A 15,842-nucleotide genomic window follows, 5' to 3' on the forward strand; every position below is an offset into this window, starting at 1 on the left:
GGGCGTTCGTGTTGGGCGGGGCGTCTCCGCCAGGTCAGGTGAGGATCACGCTGCGCGTGAGGTTCCGGGGGCGGTCCGGGTCGTAGCCCCGGGATTCCGCGAGGGCCACCGCCAGGCGCTGCGCGCGGATGAGGTCGGCGAGCGGGTCCGCCTCCTGGCGGGCCACCAGCTCACCGCCGACACGGGACACATCGGCCGCCAGCCCGTCCGGCAGCATGCCGAACATCCAGGCCACCCGGCCGGGGCCGGTGATGGAGATGGGGCCGTGGCGGTACTCCATCGCCGGGTAGGACTCCGTCCACGCGCCCGCGGCCTCCCGCATCTTCAGCGCCGCTTCGAGCGCGAGCCCGTACGTCCAGCCGCGGCCGAGGAACGTCCACTGCTCCGCTTCGACCACGGACGCGGGCAGCGGCTCGGTCACCGCGAGCTCCGCGTCGACGGCCGCCTCCTCGAGCGTCTTCAGGCCGGGGATGTGGCCGAGGCCCGCCCGCAGGAAGGCGAAGGCCGTCGTCGCGAAGCGGGTCTGGACGACCGACTCCTCGTCCGCCCAGTCCAGGACCGCCACCGCGTCCGCCGCGTCCATGACGGGGGTCTTCGGGTCGGCGGTGAGCGCGAGCGTGGGGACCGTGCCCTTGAGGCGGGTCAGGAGGTCGAGGACCTCCGTCGTCGTGCCGGAGCGGGTGATCGCCACGACGCGGTCGTACTCGCGGCCCGCCGGGAACTCCGAGGAGGCGAACGCGTCCGTCTCGCCCAGGCCCGCCGCCTCGCGCAGCGTCGCGTACGCGATGGCCATGAACCAGGACGTCCCGCATCCGGTGACGGCGACCCGCTCACCGGGCTGGGGCAGACCGTCGAAGGCGGCGGCCGCTTCCACCGCCCGGCGCCAGCATGCGGGCTGGGTGGCTATTTCTTCTGCGGTACGCGACATGCGCCGAGACTCCTCGTCAGTGCGGGACTGGTGCGGGATTTCCGATGTGCTGTGCATGAACGTCATGTGCATAGCAGCCGCCGGCGGGGCGCGGCAATGGTCCGCCGCCCGGCGGCGGTACCACGGGGGCCGGTGCGGGTGCCGTTGCACAAGTGATACTCGGGTGGTGTAGACCTTGTGTCCGAACTCGGGGGAAACTCGCAGTTCAGTAGTTTTTTGATCAGCAATGAGGGTGGGACAGCTGTGCAGCGGCGCGTGACAGGACTGACCGCGGCGGTGGCCGCACTGGGCATGGCGGGCGTGCTCGCCGGCTGCGGCGGTCCCGGCGACTCCGGCGACGTCACCCTCAAGCTGGTGGCCGCCGACTACGGCGACTCCGCGGCCAACAGCTCCCAGAAGTACTGGGACAAGGTCGTCAAGGGCTTCGAGGAAGAGAACCCCGGCATCAAGGTCGACGTCACCGTCCACTCCTGGAACGACGTGGACCGCGAGGTCAAGGAGATGGTCAAGAAGGGCGAGGCCCCCGACCTGGCGCAGATCGGCGCGTACGCCGACTACGCCGCGCAGGGCAAGCTCTACGAGGCCGACGAGCTCCTCTCCATCGCCACGCAGGCCGACTTCCTGGCCCCCCTCTCGCGCGCCGGCGAGGTCAACCGCATCCAGTACGGCATGCCGTTCGCCTCCTCCACCCGGCTGCTCTTCTACAACACCAAGCTCTTCAAGGACGCGAACCTCACGCCCCCGCAGAGCTGGAGCGAGCTGCAGTCCGACGCGAAGGCGCTGAAGGCGCGCGGCGTGAAGATCCCGTACGCGCTGCCGCTCGGCCCCGAGGAGGCGCCCGCCGAGACGCTGATGTGGATGCTCAGCGGCGGCGGCGGTTACACCGACAACGTCGGCTCGTACGCCATCGACTCCCCGCAGAACGCCAAGACGTTCGCCTGGCTCAGGGACGAGCTCGTCGGCAAGGGCCTGACCGGCCCGACGGCGCCCTCGGAGATGAACCGTGCCGAGGCCTTCGCGGCGTTCTCGCGCGGCGAGGTCGGCATGCTCAACGGCCACCCGACGCTGATGAAGATGGCCGCCAAGAAGGGCGTGAAGTTCGGCATGGTGCCGGCGCCCGGCGTCAACGGCAAGGCGCAGGCCACGATGGGTGTCGCCGACTGGATGATGGCGTTCAAGCAGAACGGCCACCGCAAGGAGGCCGGCAAGTTCCTGGACTACGCCTACAGCAAGAAGAACGTGCTGGAGTTCTCGAACGAGTACGACATCCTGCCGGTGACGACCTCCGCGTCCGAGGCGATGGCCAAGGACCGCGGCCACACCGAGCTGGGCAAGTTCCTCGACGAGCTGCCGACCTCGGAGCTGTACCCGGTGGGCAAGACGTCCTGGGCGCAGGTGTCGGCCGACATCAAGAAGGACATCGGCAAGACCGTCGGCGAGGGCGGCAACCCCAAGTCGGTGCTGAGCCGGATCCAGACCCGGGCGATGACCGAGGAGAACGCCGAGTAGCGTGCTGGCATGACCGATCACGAGTCCGACGAGCTCTCCGCGCGGGACCGTGCCGTGCTGGCGCTCGAACGGCGGCAGTGGACGGGGCCGGGAGCCAAGGAGCGTGCCATCCGCGAGGAGCTCGGGATGGTTCCGGTGCGCTACTACCAGATCCTGAACGCCCTCCTCGACGACACGCGCGCGCTCGCCCACGACCCGATTACGGTCAATCGGCTGCGCCGGGTGCGGGAGTCCCGGCGCGACGAGCGCTGACGCGGCTAAGGTCGGGCCCATGGGTGACCCTACGTACTCACTGTCGGACCGGCCCGACCCGTCGGACCGCCCCGAGCCCGAGACGCCCGCGGGGCGCGACGGCCTCGCCGCGCTGCTGGCCCGGCCCGAACGGGCCGTCGTGGCACTGGACTTCGACGGCACGCTCGCCCCGATCGTGCCCGACCCCGAGCAGGCCCGCGCCCATCCCGACGCGGTGCCCGTGCTCGCCGCGCTCGCCCCGCGCCTGCGGTCGGTGGCCGTGGTCACGGGCCGCCCGGCGGGCGTCGCCGTGCGGTACGGCGGCTTCGCGGGAGTGCCGGGCCTGGAGCACCTCGTCGTCCTCGGGCACTACGGCGCCGAGCGCTGGGACGCCGTCACCGGCACGGTGCGCGCCGCCGAGCCGCATCCCGGGGTCGCGGCCGCGCGCGCCGAGCTCCCGGGGTTCCTCGACGCGATCGGCGCCTGGCGCGGCACCTGGACCGAGGAGAAGGGCCGGGCCGTCGCGGTGCACACGCGCCGCGCGCAGGATCCGCAGGCCGCCTTCGAGGCGCTGCGGGAGCCGCTGGGCGAGCTGGCGGCCCGGCACGGCCTGATCGTCGAGCCCGGCCGTCTCGTCCTGGAGCTGCGGCCGCCCGGCATGGACAAGGGCGTGGCCCTCGGTGAGTACCTGCGGGAGGTGGGCGCCGAGTCCGTGCTCTACGCGGGGGACGACCTCGGCGACCTGCCCGCGTTCGGTGCCGTGGAGAAGCTCCGCTCGGACGGGATCGCGGGTCTGCTCGTGTGCAGCGGCAGTTCGGAGGTCGCGGAGCTGGCGGGCCGGGCCGACCTGGTGGTGGACGGCCCGGCCGGGGTGGTGCGGCTGCTGTCGTGGATCGGCGCTCAATGGGCTCGACCCGGTGCTCGACCCGACTGATCCGCGCCGATGTTGGGCGGGTTCGGGATCGGGTTGCCGAAGTAGTCGTGGGTGGTCCCGTCGGCGGTCGGCGTGCCCGCGCCCCGCGCCGGTGAACCGGCCTTCAGGCGTACGTCGCCGGGGATGCGCGGCGCGGTGGAGACGAGGCGCGGGTCGGCGTTCACGGCCTTCGGGTCGCGGGGCTGCGCGGTGTTCCAGTACAGGTTGCCCTCGTAGGTGCTGACCGTGTCCTTGATGGGGGAGCCCGTGCCGGGCGCGCCGACGAATATGTTGTCGCGGAAGGTGACGCCGGACGGCCCGTTGTTGGAGACGAGGGCGGTGTCGGAGCGGTCGGTGACGACCGTGTTGCGGTAGACCTGCGTGTCCGTCGAGGCGCCGCAGACGACGGAGATCACGGCGTAGGGCGACGCGGTGTTGCGGTCGTTGATGCTGATGTTGTCGTGGACGCGGTTGCCGTCGCTGACCGTGTCCTCGGCGTTGCAGACCAGCAGGAAGCCGCCCTCGTTGTCGTGGCTGTAGTTGTAGCGGTAGACGTTGCGGTTGTTGCCGCCGTCGATGTCGTACGCCATCGAGTCGCGCGTCCCGTGCCCGCCGGTCACCTCGTTGTACTGGTAGACCACGTCGTCGGACTGCCAGGCCCACAGGCCCGCGTTGTAGCCGCCGGAGCGCATGTTGAAGCCGTCGACGTAGTTGTGCTCGGCGAGCGCGCCCCTGGCCTTCTGCACGACGATGCCGTCGCCGCCCACGTCGTCCACCTTGTTGCGCCGGAACTGCACTCCCGTGGAGAGCCAGTTGGCGCCGTCGACGTCGCGGCCCCAGGTGGAGGAGGTGGCGATGCCGGTGCGGTCGACGTGGCGCACGGTGGAGTTCTGGACGCGGACGCCGTCGAAGCGGGTGGGTTTCGCGGTGCCCTGGACGGTGAAGAGGATGCCGCCGCTGGGGTCGGGGTCCTTGAAGTCGGCGCCGTTCACGTCGTGCACGTCCACCCCGTCGACGACGAAGTGGCGGGCCACGCCGTAGTCGGTGAGCCGGACGTAGAGGCCCGCGCGGCGCTCGGTGGTGGTGGCGGGGCCGGTGTTGGAGAGGTCCAGGTTCCGGATCTCCCACTGCTCGGTGTTCACCAGGTGGAGGGCCGCGCGGGCGCCGCCGCCCTCGATGCGCGGCTTGGCGGCACGCTTGCCGCCGTACGCGTCGATGCGCACGGGGGCGCCGGCCGCACCCGCACCTTTGGGAGCCAGCACCCCCGTGCAGCTCGTGCCCCGCTTGAGCAGGAGCCGGTCGCCGGGGCCGAAAGTGTGCCCGCTCGCCCTGGCCACCGTGCGCCAGGCCGCCCCGGCGGAGGTGCCGGACGAGGAGTCGTCGCCCGCGGCGCAGTCGACGTAGTAGGTGGATGCCTTCACGGAGGCGGAGGCGGCGAAGGCGGAGGCCCCCGAGGCGGCGGGTGCCGACGGGGCCGCCGCTGCCGCCAGGACCACGGCTGCCACGATGCTCGTGCGACGCAGAGTCATGCCGTGGACCGTAGTGACGCCCGGGCCCCGGCGCCCATGGACAAACGGAAGGGGTGCTTGGACTGCCCGGGGTCAGCCGGTGAGCGCCCGCAGCTGGTCCAGGAACCACTGTGCGGGCGGCAGCGCGGTCGCCGCCGCCGCGAGGCGCTTGGTGCGTTCGGCGCGCTCGTCCTGCGGCATGAGGAGGCCCGCGTGCAGCGCCTCGGCCGTGGCCGTCACGTCGAACGGGTTCACGGAGAGGGCGTCCTCGGCGAGCTCCTCGTGGGCGCCCGCCTCCCGCGAGAGGACCAGCGCGCAGCCCTCGTCGGAGACGACGGGGACCTCCTTCGCGACGAGGTTCATGCCGTCGCGGATGGGGTTGACCAGGGCGACGTCCGCCATCCGGTAGGCGGCGAGGGAGCGTGCGAAGTCGTCCTCGACGTGCAGGACCACCGGGGTCCAACCGTCCGTCCCGTACGTGGAGTTGATCTCCTCGGCGACCCGGGAGACCTCCAGCGTGTAGTCGCGGTAGACGGCGAGGTCCTGCCGGGAGGGGTAGGCGAAGGCGACGTGCACGACGCGCTCGCGCCACTCGGGGCGGGTGTCGAGCAGCTCCCGGTAGGCCAGCAGGCCGCGCACGATGTTCTTGGACAGCTCGGTGCGGTCCACCCGGACGATCAGCCTGCGGTCCTCGCCCGCCTGCTCCCGCAGCGCCCGCATCCGCTCCTCGACGTCGTCCCGCCGCGACCGCTCCCGCAGGAAGTCCGCGTCCGCGCCGAGCCCGTGCACCCCGATCCGGGTGCCCGACGTGCCGCCGACGACCCGCACGCAGCACTCGGTGAACGCGTCCGCCCACCGCCCGGTGAGGAAGCCGAGCCGGTCCGCGCCGAGCATCCCGCGCAGCAGCTGTTCGGCCACGTCGTCGGGGAGCATCCGGAAGTAGTCGGCGGGCGCCCACGGGGTGTGCGAGAAGTGGCCGATGCGCAGGTCCTCGCGGAGCTCGCGGAGCATGCCCGGCACCAGCGCCAGGTGGTAGTCCTGCACCAGGACCGCCGCCCCCGGCGCCGCCTCCTGGGCCAGCGCCTCGGCGAACGCCCGGTTGTACGTCTCGTACGCCGTCCACTGCGCGCGGAACTCCGGTCCGAAGGCCGGTTCCAGCGGTGTCTGGTAGAGCATGTGGTGGACGAACCACAGCACCGAGTTCGCGATGCCGTTGTACGCGTCCGCGTGGACGGCCGCGTCGATGTCCAGCATCCGCACGCCGGGCTCCCCGACGCCGCGCCGCACCGCCTCGCGGTCGCCGTCGCCGAGCGCCGCGCAGATCCACAGGGCGTCGGCGTCGTCGCCGATGGCGCTGAGTCCGGAGACCAGCCCGCCACCGCCACGTTTGGCGCTGAGCTCCCCGTCCTCTCCCACGGTGTACGAGACGGGGCCGCGGTTGGACGCGACGAGGACGTGTGCTGCTGACGGTGCGGACTCGGAGACCATGTGGCAGAACGTAGCCCGTCCCGGAAACGCTCAAACGTACGGCGGCCGGACTCCCCGGGAAGGGGGTCCGGCCGCCGTACGCCGTCGTGCGGGGCGGGTCAGTCGCGGCGTCCGCGTGACGCGACGAGTGCGAGCACGCCGAACCCGCACAGCGCGGCCGCGGCCCCGCTGTAGAGCAGGGTCGGGGAGTGGCCCGTCGCGGCGAGCTCACCGCGCGCGGCGTCCTGCTGCCCGCCGTTCTGCCGCGGTCCGGGCTGCGGCTGTCCGGGCTGTTCCGCCGCCGGTGCGGGCCGTCCCTGGACCCGCCGGGCGAGGATCGCCGAGGTGCAGGGGTCGTCGCCGCCGCGCCTGGTCTTCGCGCAGTTGCTGCCCGGTGCCGTCACGGTGATGACGGTGACCTTGCCGGGGGTGCAGGACACCTTGACCCGCTGGGTGATGGTGACCTTGCCCTTGGCGGGGACGTTGCCCTGCCACACGTAGGCGGAGCCCCGCTTGGTGATCCTGCCCGCGCTGGCGACGGGCTTGGTGCCGGGCCGCACGGGCCAGGACGCGGTGGCGCCGATGCGGGGGTCGCGCGAGGGGTTGCGCACGGTGATCGTGTTCGTGGTCGAGCCGCACGGGGGGACGACCCGGCGGGCGGGGGAGCTGCCCACGACGACCGGTGGCTCGGGCAGGTCGATGACCGGCTCGGACGTGCAGTTCGGGTCGGTGCTGCCCTTGTCGCAGTTGGAGCGCGGGGTCAGGACGTCGACGTTGTTGAGCAGCTTGCCGTCGCCGCCGACCGGATCGTCGACGGTGACCGAGTACGTGACGGTCGCGGTCTCGCCGGGGCCGATGTCCCCGACGTAGCCGATCCTCGGTTTCGTGTACGAGACGGTTCCGGTCGAGGCCTTCGCGTCGTGGTTGTACGTCGCGTCGTCGAGGTTGCCGCTCAGGTCGTCGCTGAACTTCGCGCCGGGGTAGGGCAGTTTGCTGATGTTCTTCGCCTTGACCGTGTACGTCAGCTTGTCGCCCGGCTGCACCTTCGCGGGCGAGGCGGTCTTGGTGACCTCCAGGTCGGGCACCGGCACGGAGAGCGCCAGCTGGGAGGGGACGTACACGTCGCCGGTGCTGGTGAAGGTCAGCTTCGCCGACTCGGCGCCCACGGGGATCGCCCCGTCCGGCACCTCGAACGCCTTGGCGTCGATGCTCAGGTTGTTGCGGTACTTGGGATCGACCGCGCCGTCGTCCTCGCTGACGAAGAAGTTGTCGGCCTTGCCGGAGTGCGGCTCGGTGACCGGTTTGCCGTCGACGAGGAACCGGTCGCCCTTGGTGTTCCAGTCGCCCTCGTACGCGGTCACGCTGGCGTGGATGTCGCCCGCGGTGCGGTAGAAGCCGTCGACGGGGACGGTGGTGGAGCCGTCCGGGGCCGCGGCGCGCCTGGTCGAGCGCTGGATGACGTGGCCGCCCCAGATGTAGACGTTGCGGCGGTCCGGCGCGTACTGCTCGTTCGGCCCGTCGTACTTGTAGACGACGGTCAGCGACCAGCCGCCGACGCAGCCCTGGCCGGACGGCGCCCAGACGTTGCCGACGGCGACCTCGACGGGGCTGCCGGTGGGCGCGCCCCGGAAGGCGTCGGTGACGTCGGCCTCGGCGGTGTAGTAGTGCGGGCCCTGCGTCGCGTTCGGGGAGCGGACCGCGTTCTCGACGTTCACCGTGGACTGGGCGCCGCCGCCGACGCGGATGACCGGGCTCGTGGTGAGCGGGTCGCCGGGCGCCGGGTCGACGGGCTTGTTGCCCTCGCGGTTGAGGTCGCAGATGTCGCGCACGGTCCTGCCGAAGCGGTGCGTGCCCGCGTTGCCGCCCCAGAACAGGCGCGCGTAGTCGACCCGGGCGCCCGGCGGGATGGCCACCCTGCCGGTGCTGGAGTCGAAGGTGCCGGTCAGGCCAGCGGTGTCGATGCGGCGCTCGATGAAGTTGTTGTTGTTCTTCGTGCCCTTGGCCTGCTGGGTCTCCTTGCAGGAGGCGGCCACGTCGGCGGGGCTCGTCGGGCAGTCGAGGACCGTGTTGCCGATGGTCTTGAAGTCCCCGTACAGCGATTCGTCGTAGCGCTTCGCGAAGGGCTCGATGACCTCCGCGGAAGCGGGTGTCGCGGTCGCGGTGAGCACCCCGGCGGCGACGGTGGCGGTGGCGAGCGTCAGTCCGCCCGCTCGCCGCATGGCTCTCATGGCATCTCGTGCCCACATACGTCTGACCCACATAAAAGGGAAATGTAGGCAAAACGCATGATATCCGGCGGTTACGCCACGCGACGCCGCGCATACTCGGCGATATCGGCCATGGGTGGCCGCTCCTCCGTGTCCACCGGATGGGTCCTCGGCTCGAACCCGTGCTCGCCACGGACGAACTGCGTGAGCTCGGGACGTACGAGATGGCCGCGCGCGAGCCGCAGCTGCGCCGTCCGGTAGATCGCCGCCGCCATCCGCCCGAGCGCCTGCCCGTCCTGGTGCCGGTGCCTGCGCACCCCCACGTCGACCTGCGCCAGCGCGTCCAGGCCCACGGTGTGCAGCGCGTCGACGAGCAGGCCCAGTTCCACGCCGTACCCGACGGGGAACGGCAGCCGCTCCAGGAGCGACCTGCGGGCCGCGTACTCACCGCCCAGCGGCTGTACGAATCCGGCCAACTGCGGCCAGTGCATGTTGAGCAGCGGCCGCGCCATCAGCTCCGTGACCCGGCCGCCCTGCCCGGCGGCCCCGGCCAGCGGCCGGTCGTACATCGCCTTCACGAACGCCACGTCGGGGTCGGTGAGCAGCGGGCCCACGATGCCCGAGACGAAGTCCGCCGAGAAGTCCTTCAGGTCCGCGTCGACGAACGCCACGATGTCGCCGCCCGTCACCAGCAGCGAGCGCCACAGCACCTCGCCCTTGCCCGGGACCGCCGGCACGCTCGGCAGGATCGCGTCACGGTGGACGACCTTGGCGCCCGCCGCCGCGGCGACCTCGGCCGTGCGGTCCGTGGAGCCGGAGTCGATCACCAGGAGCTCGTCGACCAGCGGAACCTTCTCCATCAGCTCACGGCGGATCTCGGCGACGATCTCGCCGACCGTCCCCTCCTCGTCGAGCGCGGGCAGCACGACGCTCACCGACGCGCCGCCCGCCCGTTTGGCGGCGGCCAGCCGGTCCCGCGGGCGGTCGGCGACGGACCAGGAACGCCTGCTCAGCCAGTGCTCGACCTCTTCCAGCACGGTCGTGGTCCTCCCGTATGTGATCCATCTCGCGGTTCGGACGACTATCTCAAGGGTCCGGGGCTTCGGTTACAGTCTTGAACAACGCCGGTGACCATCGCATGTCGGGGTCGCCGCCGCGTTGAGATCGACAACTGAAACCCACAATCGAATACCGCTCATCCAGAGGGGCAGAGGGAAACGGCCCGTTGAAGCCCCGGCAACCCTCCCGCCGACCGCGAGGTCACGGTGGGGAAGGTGCCAATTCCGTCTTGCGGCGAGATGCGTCGCGAGAAAGATGAGGAGAAAGGGCCTCGCCTCCATGGCTGTGCAGACTGTCGCCACCGAAAGCACCACCCCTTCCGTAGACCTCGGGCCCGCCTCCGGCCTCTCCTGCCGTGAGTGCGGCACCAAGTTCCCGCTCGGTCCGATCTTCGCCTGTGCCGAGTGTTTCGGCCCCCTCGAAGTTGCGTACGACCTGCCGCTCGGCGACCCGGAAGCCCTCCGCAAGCAGATCGAGGCAGGCCCCGCCAACATCTGGCGCTACGCCCCCCTCCTGCCCGTCCCCGCCGACGTGGCCGACAAGCCGAACCTGAACCCCGGCTGGACCAAGCTGGTCAAGGCCGACAACCTCGCCGCGGAACTCGGCATCCAACAGGGCAAGTTGTTCGTTAAGGACGACTCCGGCAACCCCACGCACTCCTTCAAGGACCGGGTCGTCGCGCAGGCGCTCGAAGCGGCGCGCGCCTTCGGCTTCACCACCCTGTCGTGCTCCTCCACCGGCAACCTCGCGGGCGCCGTCGGCGCCGCCGCGGCCCGCGCCGGTTTCCGCTCCTGCGTGTTCATCCCGCACGACCTGGAGCAGGGCAAGGTCGTCATGGCCGCGGTCTACGGCGGCGAGCTCGTCGGCATCGAGGGCAACTACGACGACGTGAACCGCTTCTGCTCCGAGCTCATCGGCGACCCGCTGGGCGAGGGCTGGGGCTTCGTCAACGTCAACCTGCGGCCGTACTACGGCGAGGGCTCCAAGACCCTCGCGTACGAGATCTGCGAGCAGCTCGGCTGGGAGCTGCCCGACCAGCTGGTCATCCCGATCGCCTCCGGCTCGCAGCTCACGAAGATCGACAAGGGGCTCAAGGAGCTCATCGCCCTCGGCCTCGTCGAGGACAAGCCCTACAAGATCTTCGGCGCGCAGGCCGAGGGCTGCTCGCCGGTGTCGGCGGCCTTCAAGGCGGGCCAGGACGTGGTCCGCCCGCAGAAGCCGAACACGATCGCCAAGTCGCTGGCGATCGGCAACCCGGCCGACGGGCCGTACGTCCTGGACATCGCGCGGCGCACCGGCGGTGCGGTGGAGGACGTCGACGACGAGCAGGTCGTCGACGCGATCGAGCTGCTCGCCCGGAGCGAGGGGATCTTCGCGGAGACCGCGGGCGGCGTGACGGTGGGCGTCACGAAGAAGCTGGTCGAGGCGGGCCTCATCGACCCCTCCCGCACCACGGTGGTGTTGAACACCGGCGACGGCCTCAAGACGCTGGATGCCGTTGCCGAGAGGTCTCAGGCGACCGCCACGATCAAGCCCAGCCTCGACGCGTTCCGCTCCGCGGGTCTTGCCAAGTAGGCACCGCTTCCGTCTGCGGGGCCGTCGTGGCTGGTCGCGCAGTTCCCCGCGCCCCTCACGGGGCCGTACCCAGAGGTGAATCCCATGAGCGTCAACGTCCGCATCCCCACCATTCTCCGCACCTACACCGACGGCAAGTCCGAGGTCGCCGCCGAGGGCGCGAACCTCGGTGAGGTCATCGCCGATCTGGAGAAGAAGCACACCGGCATCGCCGCCCGCGTCCTGGACGACCAGGGCAAGCTGCGCCGTTTCGTCAACGTGTACGTGAACGACGACGACGTCCGTTTCGAGCAGGGCCTGGAGACGGCCACGCCGGACGGCGCGGGCGTCTCGATCATTCCCGCCGTCGCCGGCGGCTGATCTTTACGCAACCACCCTGCGTTATCTGAATTGCCCCCTCCGCGAGAGAAACGGAGGGGGCAATTCTGCATGGTTGAGCGCGGTACAGTTGGGAAGCGTGCTTCGCCGTCAGTGCCGAGTGCATATACGAAGTCGGCCTGGAGCCGACAAGAAGTAGCCAAAGAGCGCTGCCCATTTGATCCTTATGCGGCATTTGCCTGGCCCGACTTGCCCTGAATTCTGTTGAATTCTCCGCATATTACCGATCGGGCGTGCCCAGAATTCTCGTCCGATTGACCTGTTGCAGACGGCAGTTGGACAGATACATTCAGCGGCGGTCGACGCGTTCCGGCGCACACCCCTACCAGTGGGGGGTGAGGTCTGACCCGGGTCCGCGAAGTGCGGTCCTGTGCAAGGGCCAGTAATAGGGGAGTTAGGCATGGCTCAGGGCACCGTCAAGTGGTTCAACGCGGAGAAGGGGTACGGCTTCATCGCGGTCGACGGTGGTGCGGATGTTTTCGTCCACTACAGCGCGATCCAGATGGACGGTTACCGCACCCTTGAAGAAGGTCAGCGAGTCGAGTTCGAGATCTCGCAGGGCCAGAAGGGTCCGCAGGCGGACATGGTCAAGCTCGCCGTCTAGCTCGGCGCGACCGACCACCGAAGCAAGCATCGCGAGGGGCTCGTATCCCATCCGGGGTACGGGCCCCTCGTGTGCGCCCGGGGTGTCCGGGGTAGGCCAGGGGCCTGTCCGGTATCTGCGAGAGGCGCTTGCACTCGCAGGGGTCGAGTGCTAATCATTGGGCTTAGCACTCTCCCAGTGAGAGTGACAGAACTTGGATCGGGTCGGTGAGGCCCGCAGGCCGGGTGGGGCAAGGAACCACAAGGGCTGCAGGCCGTCCGTCGCGGGCACCAGCACGGTCCGTTTGCGTTTCCACCGCGTCCGGGAGGACCACTTCACATGGCCAAGATCATCGCGTTCGACGAGGAGGCACGGCGCGGCCTCGAGCGCGGCATGAACCAGCTCGCCGACGCCGTCAAGGTGACCCTGGGCCCCAAGGGTCGCAACGTCGTCCTCGAGAAGAAGTGGGGCGCCCCCACGATCACCAACGATGGTGTTTCCATCGCCAAGGAGATCGAGCTCGAGGACCCGTACGAGAAGATCGGCGCCGAGCTGGTCAAGGAGGTCGCGAAGAAGACGGACGACGTCGCCGGTGACGGCACGACGACCGCGACCGTCCTGGCCCAGGCCCTGGTGCGCGAGGGTCTGCGCAACGTGGCCGCCGGTGCCAACCCGATGGCCCTCAAGCGCGGCATCGAGAAGGCCGTCGAGGCCGTCTCGGGCGCCCTGCTCGAGCAGGCGAAGGATGTCGAGACCAAGGAGCAGATCGCTTCGACGGCCTCCATCTCCGCCGCCGACACCCAGATCGGCGAGCTCATCGCCGAGGCGATGGACAAGGTCGGCAAGGAAGGCGTCATCACGGTCGAGGAGTCGCAGACCTTCGGTCTCGAGCTCGAGCTCACCGAGGGCATGCGCTTCGACAAGGGCTACATCTCGGCGTACTTCGCGACCGACATGGAGCGCATGGAGGCGGCCCTGGATGACCCGTACATCCTGATCGTCAACTCCAAGATCTCCAACGTGAAGGACCTCCTTCCGCTCCTGGAGAAGGTCATGCAGTCGGGCAAGCCGCTGCTGATCATCGCCGAGGACGTCGAGGGCGAGGCCCTGTCCACGCTGGTCGTCAACAAGATCCGTGGCACCTTCAAGTCCGTCGCCGTCAAGGCTCCGGGCTTCGGTGACCGCCGCAAGGCCATGCTCGGCGACATCGCCATCCTCACCGGTGGCACCGTCATCTCCGAGGAGGTCGGCCTCAAGCTGGAGAACGCCGGTCTCGACCTGCTCGGCCGCGCCCGCAAGGTCGTCATCACCAAGGACGAGACGACCATCGTCGACGGCGCCGGTGACAGCGACCAGGTCCAGGGCCGCGTGAACCAGATCCGCGCCGAGATCGAGAACAGCGACTCGGACTACGACCGCGAGAAGCTCCAGGAGCGCCTCGCGAAGCTCGCCGGCGGCGTCGCCGTCATCAAGGCGGGCGCGGCCACCGAGGTCGAGCTCAAGGAGCGCAAGCACCGCATCGAGGACGCCGTTCGCAACGCGAAGGCGGCCGTCGAAGAGGGCATCGTCGCCGGTGGTGGCGTGGCGCTGCTGCAGGCCGCCGCGGTCTTCGAGAAGCTCGAGCTCGACGGTGACGAGGCGACCGGCGCCAACGCCGTGAAGCTCGCGCTGGAGGCCCCGCTCAAGCAGATCGCCGTCAACGGTGGTCTCGAGGGTGGCGTCGTCGTGGAGAAGGTCCGCAACCTCACCGTCGGCCACGGCCTCAACGCCGCGACCGGTGAGTACGTGGACATGATCGCCGAGGGCATCCTCGACCCGGCGAAGGTGACGCGCTCTGCCCTGCAGAACGCCGCCTCCATCGCCGCGCTGTTCCTCACCACCGAGGCCGTCATCGCCGACAAGCCCGAGAAGGCCGGCGCTGCCGCCGCCCCGGGTGGCATGCCGGGCGGTGACATGGACTTCTGATCGGCCTCTGGTTGATCACTGTCCTGACGTACCGAGGGCGGCACTCCTTCTCAGGAAGGGGTGCCGCCCTCGGGCGTTCCGCCGTGCTACGGCAGCCGGTCCAGGATCCAGGTGCAGAGTTCCTCGGTGACCAGGGTGTGGCCCTCGTTCTGCGAGGCGCAGCGGAATTCGTCCAGCTCGCTGTCCTTCGCCGCGGCCTCCGTCACCGGCTCGTACAGCTTCTCGTGGGTGTCGATGTCGCGCAGGGCGATCGCGCTGACCGTCGGCACGAAGCAGTGCTCGCGGATGTCCGCCTCGGAGCGGAGGCCGATCAGGGCCGGGACCTTGTTCAGCTCGTCGGCGAGGATGCCGAAGCCCTCCAGGGTGCCGCCCGGGGCGCCGTCGATCTCCGGCAGCCCCGAGGTGTTGACGTGCGGCCTGCGCAGGGTCACCACCCGCAACTGCGCGACGAGTTCGTCCTCGCCCGCGGGCTGCGTGTACAGCCGCGTGCCGGTGATGGCGATCCCCTTCCCGTGGAAGGCCTGCTCACCGGGGCGGATCCCGTTGCTCTCCCCGATGCGCACCCCGTTGGCCACGCCGATCTTCCTGGGCCGCGACGGCCACCCGCCGACCCGCTCCAGCTCCGCGAGGAACGTGCCGCGCTCCTTGTCCGTCTCCGGGCTGTCCCGCCACTCCGAGATGTGCTGCCACAGCAGTTGCCGTGCGGCCGGGCTGTTCATCTGGTTCGAGAACGCGGCGTTGAGGCTGCGGATGTAGTGCGCGAACGCCTGCAGCGCGATGGGGATCCAGGCGCCGCGGTGCGGGCTGTCGTACGAGAAGTAGAGGGCGGTCTGGTGGTCGTTCTCCGGCCCGCCGTCGTGCTCCATCTTCGCCAGCGCGTACCGCGTCACGAGTCCGCCCATGCTGAACCCGCCCACCGTCAGCGGGTGGTCGCCCGTACGACGGGCCGTCGCCTCCAGGATCGCGGCCCGCACGACCTCCGCGTTCTCCAGGATCGAGGCGCTGCGCTCGTCGTAGCCGACGAGGACGACGTCGTAACCGCGCCCGCGCAGCGCGCTGATGAACGCGTACGGGCCGCGCTCCATGATCTGCCAGGAGAAGTCGAGGTCGCTGGGCCCCGAGCTGAAGCCGTCGCCGATGATGACCGGCCGGGTCAGCCCCTTCTTGGGGTCGGCCAGGTACACCCACGCGGTGCCGCCCGGCAACGCCCACGTGTCGTCCGGCGCGGGCGCCTCGGCGGGGGCCTCCCTCGCCTCCTTCGGGCCGGGGGCCAGGATGATGCGGGCGGCGGCCCCGATCGCCTCGGCCATCTCGCGCTCGTCGAGTTGCTCCAGGTCGGGCTGAGTGGGCTCGTTGGAGTCGGTCATGAGGGTCCCCTCCGGTCGTGTCCGGTCGTGCCGCTTCGATGACGTGGGGTGCCATCATCGCTACGCGCGGTGATCGGGGGCAGGCCCCCGACGGCCTTTCGGCCAGGGCGCGTTCGGCCGTTCCCCGGCGGGGGAGGGGCGGGGGCCGGGGA

Annotated in this window: 13 protein-coding genes and 1 riboswitch; of the genes, 7 read left to right on the forward strand and 6 right to left on the reverse strand. The window is 70.4% G+C overall.

The annotated features are described in order from the left end of the window. Nucleotides 1-34 precede the first annotated feature (34 nt). Entirely contained in the window at nucleotides 35-928 is an 894-nt protein-coding gene (locus AOK03_RS23180; protein ID WP_055567259.1) for an SIS domain-containing protein, read from the reverse strand. 243 nt (nucleotides 929-1,171) lie between these two features. Here AOK03_RS23180 and AOK03_RS23185 point away from each other — a divergent pair, with 243 nt between their 5' ends. From AOK03_RS23185 to otsB, 3 genes are read left to right on the forward strand one after another with little or no spacing between them, the layout of a single operon-like run. Then, nucleotides 1,172-2,437, forward strand: a complete 1,266-nt coding sequence (locus AOK03_RS23185; RefSeq protein WP_482256152.1) for an ABC transporter substrate-binding protein — start codon at nucleotides 1,172-1,174, stop codon at nucleotides 2,435-2,437. Nucleotides 2,438-2,446: 9 nt separating this feature from the next. Continuing rightward, entirely contained in the window at nucleotides 2,447-2,689 is a 243-nt protein-coding gene (locus AOK03_RS23190; RefSeq protein ID WP_055567260.1) for a DUF3263 domain-containing protein, read from the forward strand. A 19-nt stretch (nucleotides 2,690-2,708) separates the two neighbouring features. Then, nucleotides 2,709-3,602, forward strand: a complete 894-nt coding sequence (gene otsB, locus AOK03_RS23195) for a trehalose-phosphatase (protein WP_055567261.1) — start codon at nucleotides 2,709-2,711, stop codon at nucleotides 3,600-3,602. On the opposite strand, the gene AOK03_RS23200 is transcribed toward otsB, so the two are convergent. The 4 genes from AOK03_RS23200 to AOK03_RS23215 all read right to left on the reverse strand — a co-directional run bounded on the left by AOK03_RS23200 (nucleotide 3,569) and on the right by AOK03_RS23215 (nucleotide 9,800). Further along, complete coding sequence (locus AOK03_RS23200; RefSeq protein WP_157869047.1) at nucleotides 3,569-5,110, reverse strand: right-handed parallel beta-helix repeat-containing protein; 1,542 nt, start codon at nucleotides 5,108-5,110, stop codon at nucleotides 3,569-3,571. The genes otsB and AOK03_RS23200 overlap by 34 nt on opposite strands. 72 nt (nucleotides 5,111-5,182) lie before the next feature. Continuing rightward, nucleotides 5,183-6,577 carry an alpha,alpha-trehalose-phosphate synthase (UDP-forming) gene (locus AOK03_RS23205; RefSeq protein WP_055567263.1) on the reverse strand — a complete coding sequence of 465 codons (1,395 nt, stop codon included), beginning with the start codon at nucleotides 6,575-6,577 and terminating at the stop codon, nucleotides 5,183-5,185. 98 nt (nucleotides 6,578-6,675) lie between these two features. Further along, nucleotides 6,676-8,775 carry a DUF7927 domain-containing protein gene (locus tag AOK03_RS23210; protein ID WP_244177713.1) on the reverse strand — a complete coding sequence of 700 codons (2,100 nt, stop codon included), beginning with the start codon at nucleotides 8,773-8,775 and terminating at the stop codon, nucleotides 6,676-6,678. Between the two features lie 80 nt (nucleotides 8,776-8,855). Next, a complete protein-coding gene (locus AOK03_RS23215) occupies nucleotides 8,856-9,800 on the reverse strand; it encodes a glucosyl-3-phosphoglycerate synthase (protein WP_055567265.1) in 945 nt (314 codons plus the stop codon). A 155-nt stretch (nucleotides 9,801-9,955) separates the two neighbouring features. Then, a riboswitch (SAM riboswitch) is annotated at nucleotides 9,956-10,084 on the forward strand. Nucleotides 10,085-10,101: 17 nt separating this feature from the next. On the opposite strand from AOK03_RS23215, the gene thrC reads away from it, so the two are divergent. From thrC to groL, 4 genes are all read left to right on the forward strand, one after another. Next, nucleotides 10,102-11,397, forward strand: coding sequence for a threonine synthase (gene thrC / locus AOK03_RS23220; protein ID WP_055567266.1), 1,296 nt, complete (start codon nucleotides 10,102-10,104; stop codon nucleotides 11,395-11,397). An 84-nt stretch (nucleotides 11,398-11,481) separates the two neighbouring features. Then, on the forward strand, nucleotides 11,482-11,757 hold the full coding sequence (locus AOK03_RS23225) for a MoaD/ThiS family protein (protein WP_055567267.1): 276 nt from the start codon (nucleotides 11,482-11,484) through the stop codon (nucleotides 11,755-11,757). 418 nt (nucleotides 11,758-12,175) lie between these two features. Next, nucleotides 12,176-12,379, forward strand: coding sequence for a cold-shock protein (locus AOK03_RS23230; protein WP_005315736.1), 204 nt, complete (start codon nucleotides 12,176-12,178; stop codon nucleotides 12,377-12,379). A gap of 318 nt (nucleotides 12,380-12,697) precedes the next feature. Next, nucleotides 12,698-14,323, forward strand: coding sequence for a chaperonin GroEL (gene groL, locus AOK03_RS23235; RefSeq protein ID WP_055567268.1), 1,626 nt, complete (start codon nucleotides 12,698-12,700; stop codon nucleotides 14,321-14,323). Nucleotides 14,324-14,409: 86 nt separating this feature from the next. Here the strand turns inward: groL and AOK03_RS23240 are convergent, their stop codons facing one another. Next, nucleotides 14,410-15,690, reverse strand: a complete 1,281-nt coding sequence (locus AOK03_RS23240) for an esterase/lipase family protein (RefSeq protein WP_107098076.1) — start codon at nucleotides 15,688-15,690, stop codon at nucleotides 14,410-14,412. Nucleotides 15,691-15,842: the final 152 nt, after the last annotated feature.

It is taken from the genome of Streptomyces atriruber (genome assembly GCF_001418325.1).
GTDB classification, from domain to species: Bacteria; Actinomycetota; Actinomycetes; order Streptomycetales; family Streptomycetaceae; genus Streptomyces; species Streptomyces atriruber.

Bases quoted from the DNA above. Each gene is read 5' to 3' on its own strand.
- AOK03_RS23180 (WP_055567259.1), bottom strand. From the start codon at position 928: ATGTCGCGTACCGCAGAAGAAATAGCCACCCAGCCCGCATGCTGGCGC.
- AOK03_RS23190 (WP_055567260.1), top strand. From the start codon at position 2,447: ATGACCGATCACGAGTCCGACGAGCTCTCCGCGCGGGACCGTGCCGTG.
- otsB (WP_055567261.1), top strand. From the start codon at position 2,709: ATGGGTGACCCTACGTACTCACTGTCGGACCGGCCCGACCCGTCGGAC.
- AOK03_RS23200 (WP_157869047.1), bottom strand. From the start codon at position 5,110: ATGACTCTGCGTCGCACGAGCATCGTGGCAGCCGTGGTCCTGGCGGCA.
- AOK03_RS23205 (WP_055567263.1), bottom strand. From the start codon at position 6,577: ATGGTCTCCGAGTCCGCACCGTCAGCAGCACACGTCCTCGTCGCGTCC.
- AOK03_RS23210 (WP_244177713.1), bottom strand. From the start codon at position 8,775: ATGCGGCGAGCGGGCGGACTGACGCTCGCCACCGCCACCGTCGCCGCC.
- thrC (WP_055567266.1), top strand. From the start codon at position 10,102: ATGGCTGTGCAGACTGTCGCCACCGAAAGCACCACCCCTTCCGTAGAC.
- AOK03_RS23225 (WP_055567267.1), top strand. From the start codon at position 11,482: ATGAGCGTCAACGTCCGCATCCCCACCATTCTCCGCACCTACACCGAC.
- AOK03_RS23230 (WP_005315736.1), top strand. From the start codon at position 12,176: ATGGCTCAGGGCACCGTCAAGTGGTTCAACGCGGAGAAGGGGTACGGC.
- groL (WP_055567268.1), top strand. From the start codon at position 12,698: ATGGCCAAGATCATCGCGTTCGACGAGGAGGCACGGCGCGGCCTCGAG.
- AOK03_RS23240 (WP_107098076.1), bottom strand. From the start codon at position 15,690: ATGACCGACTCCAACGAGCCCACTCAGCCCGACCTGGAGCAACTCGAC.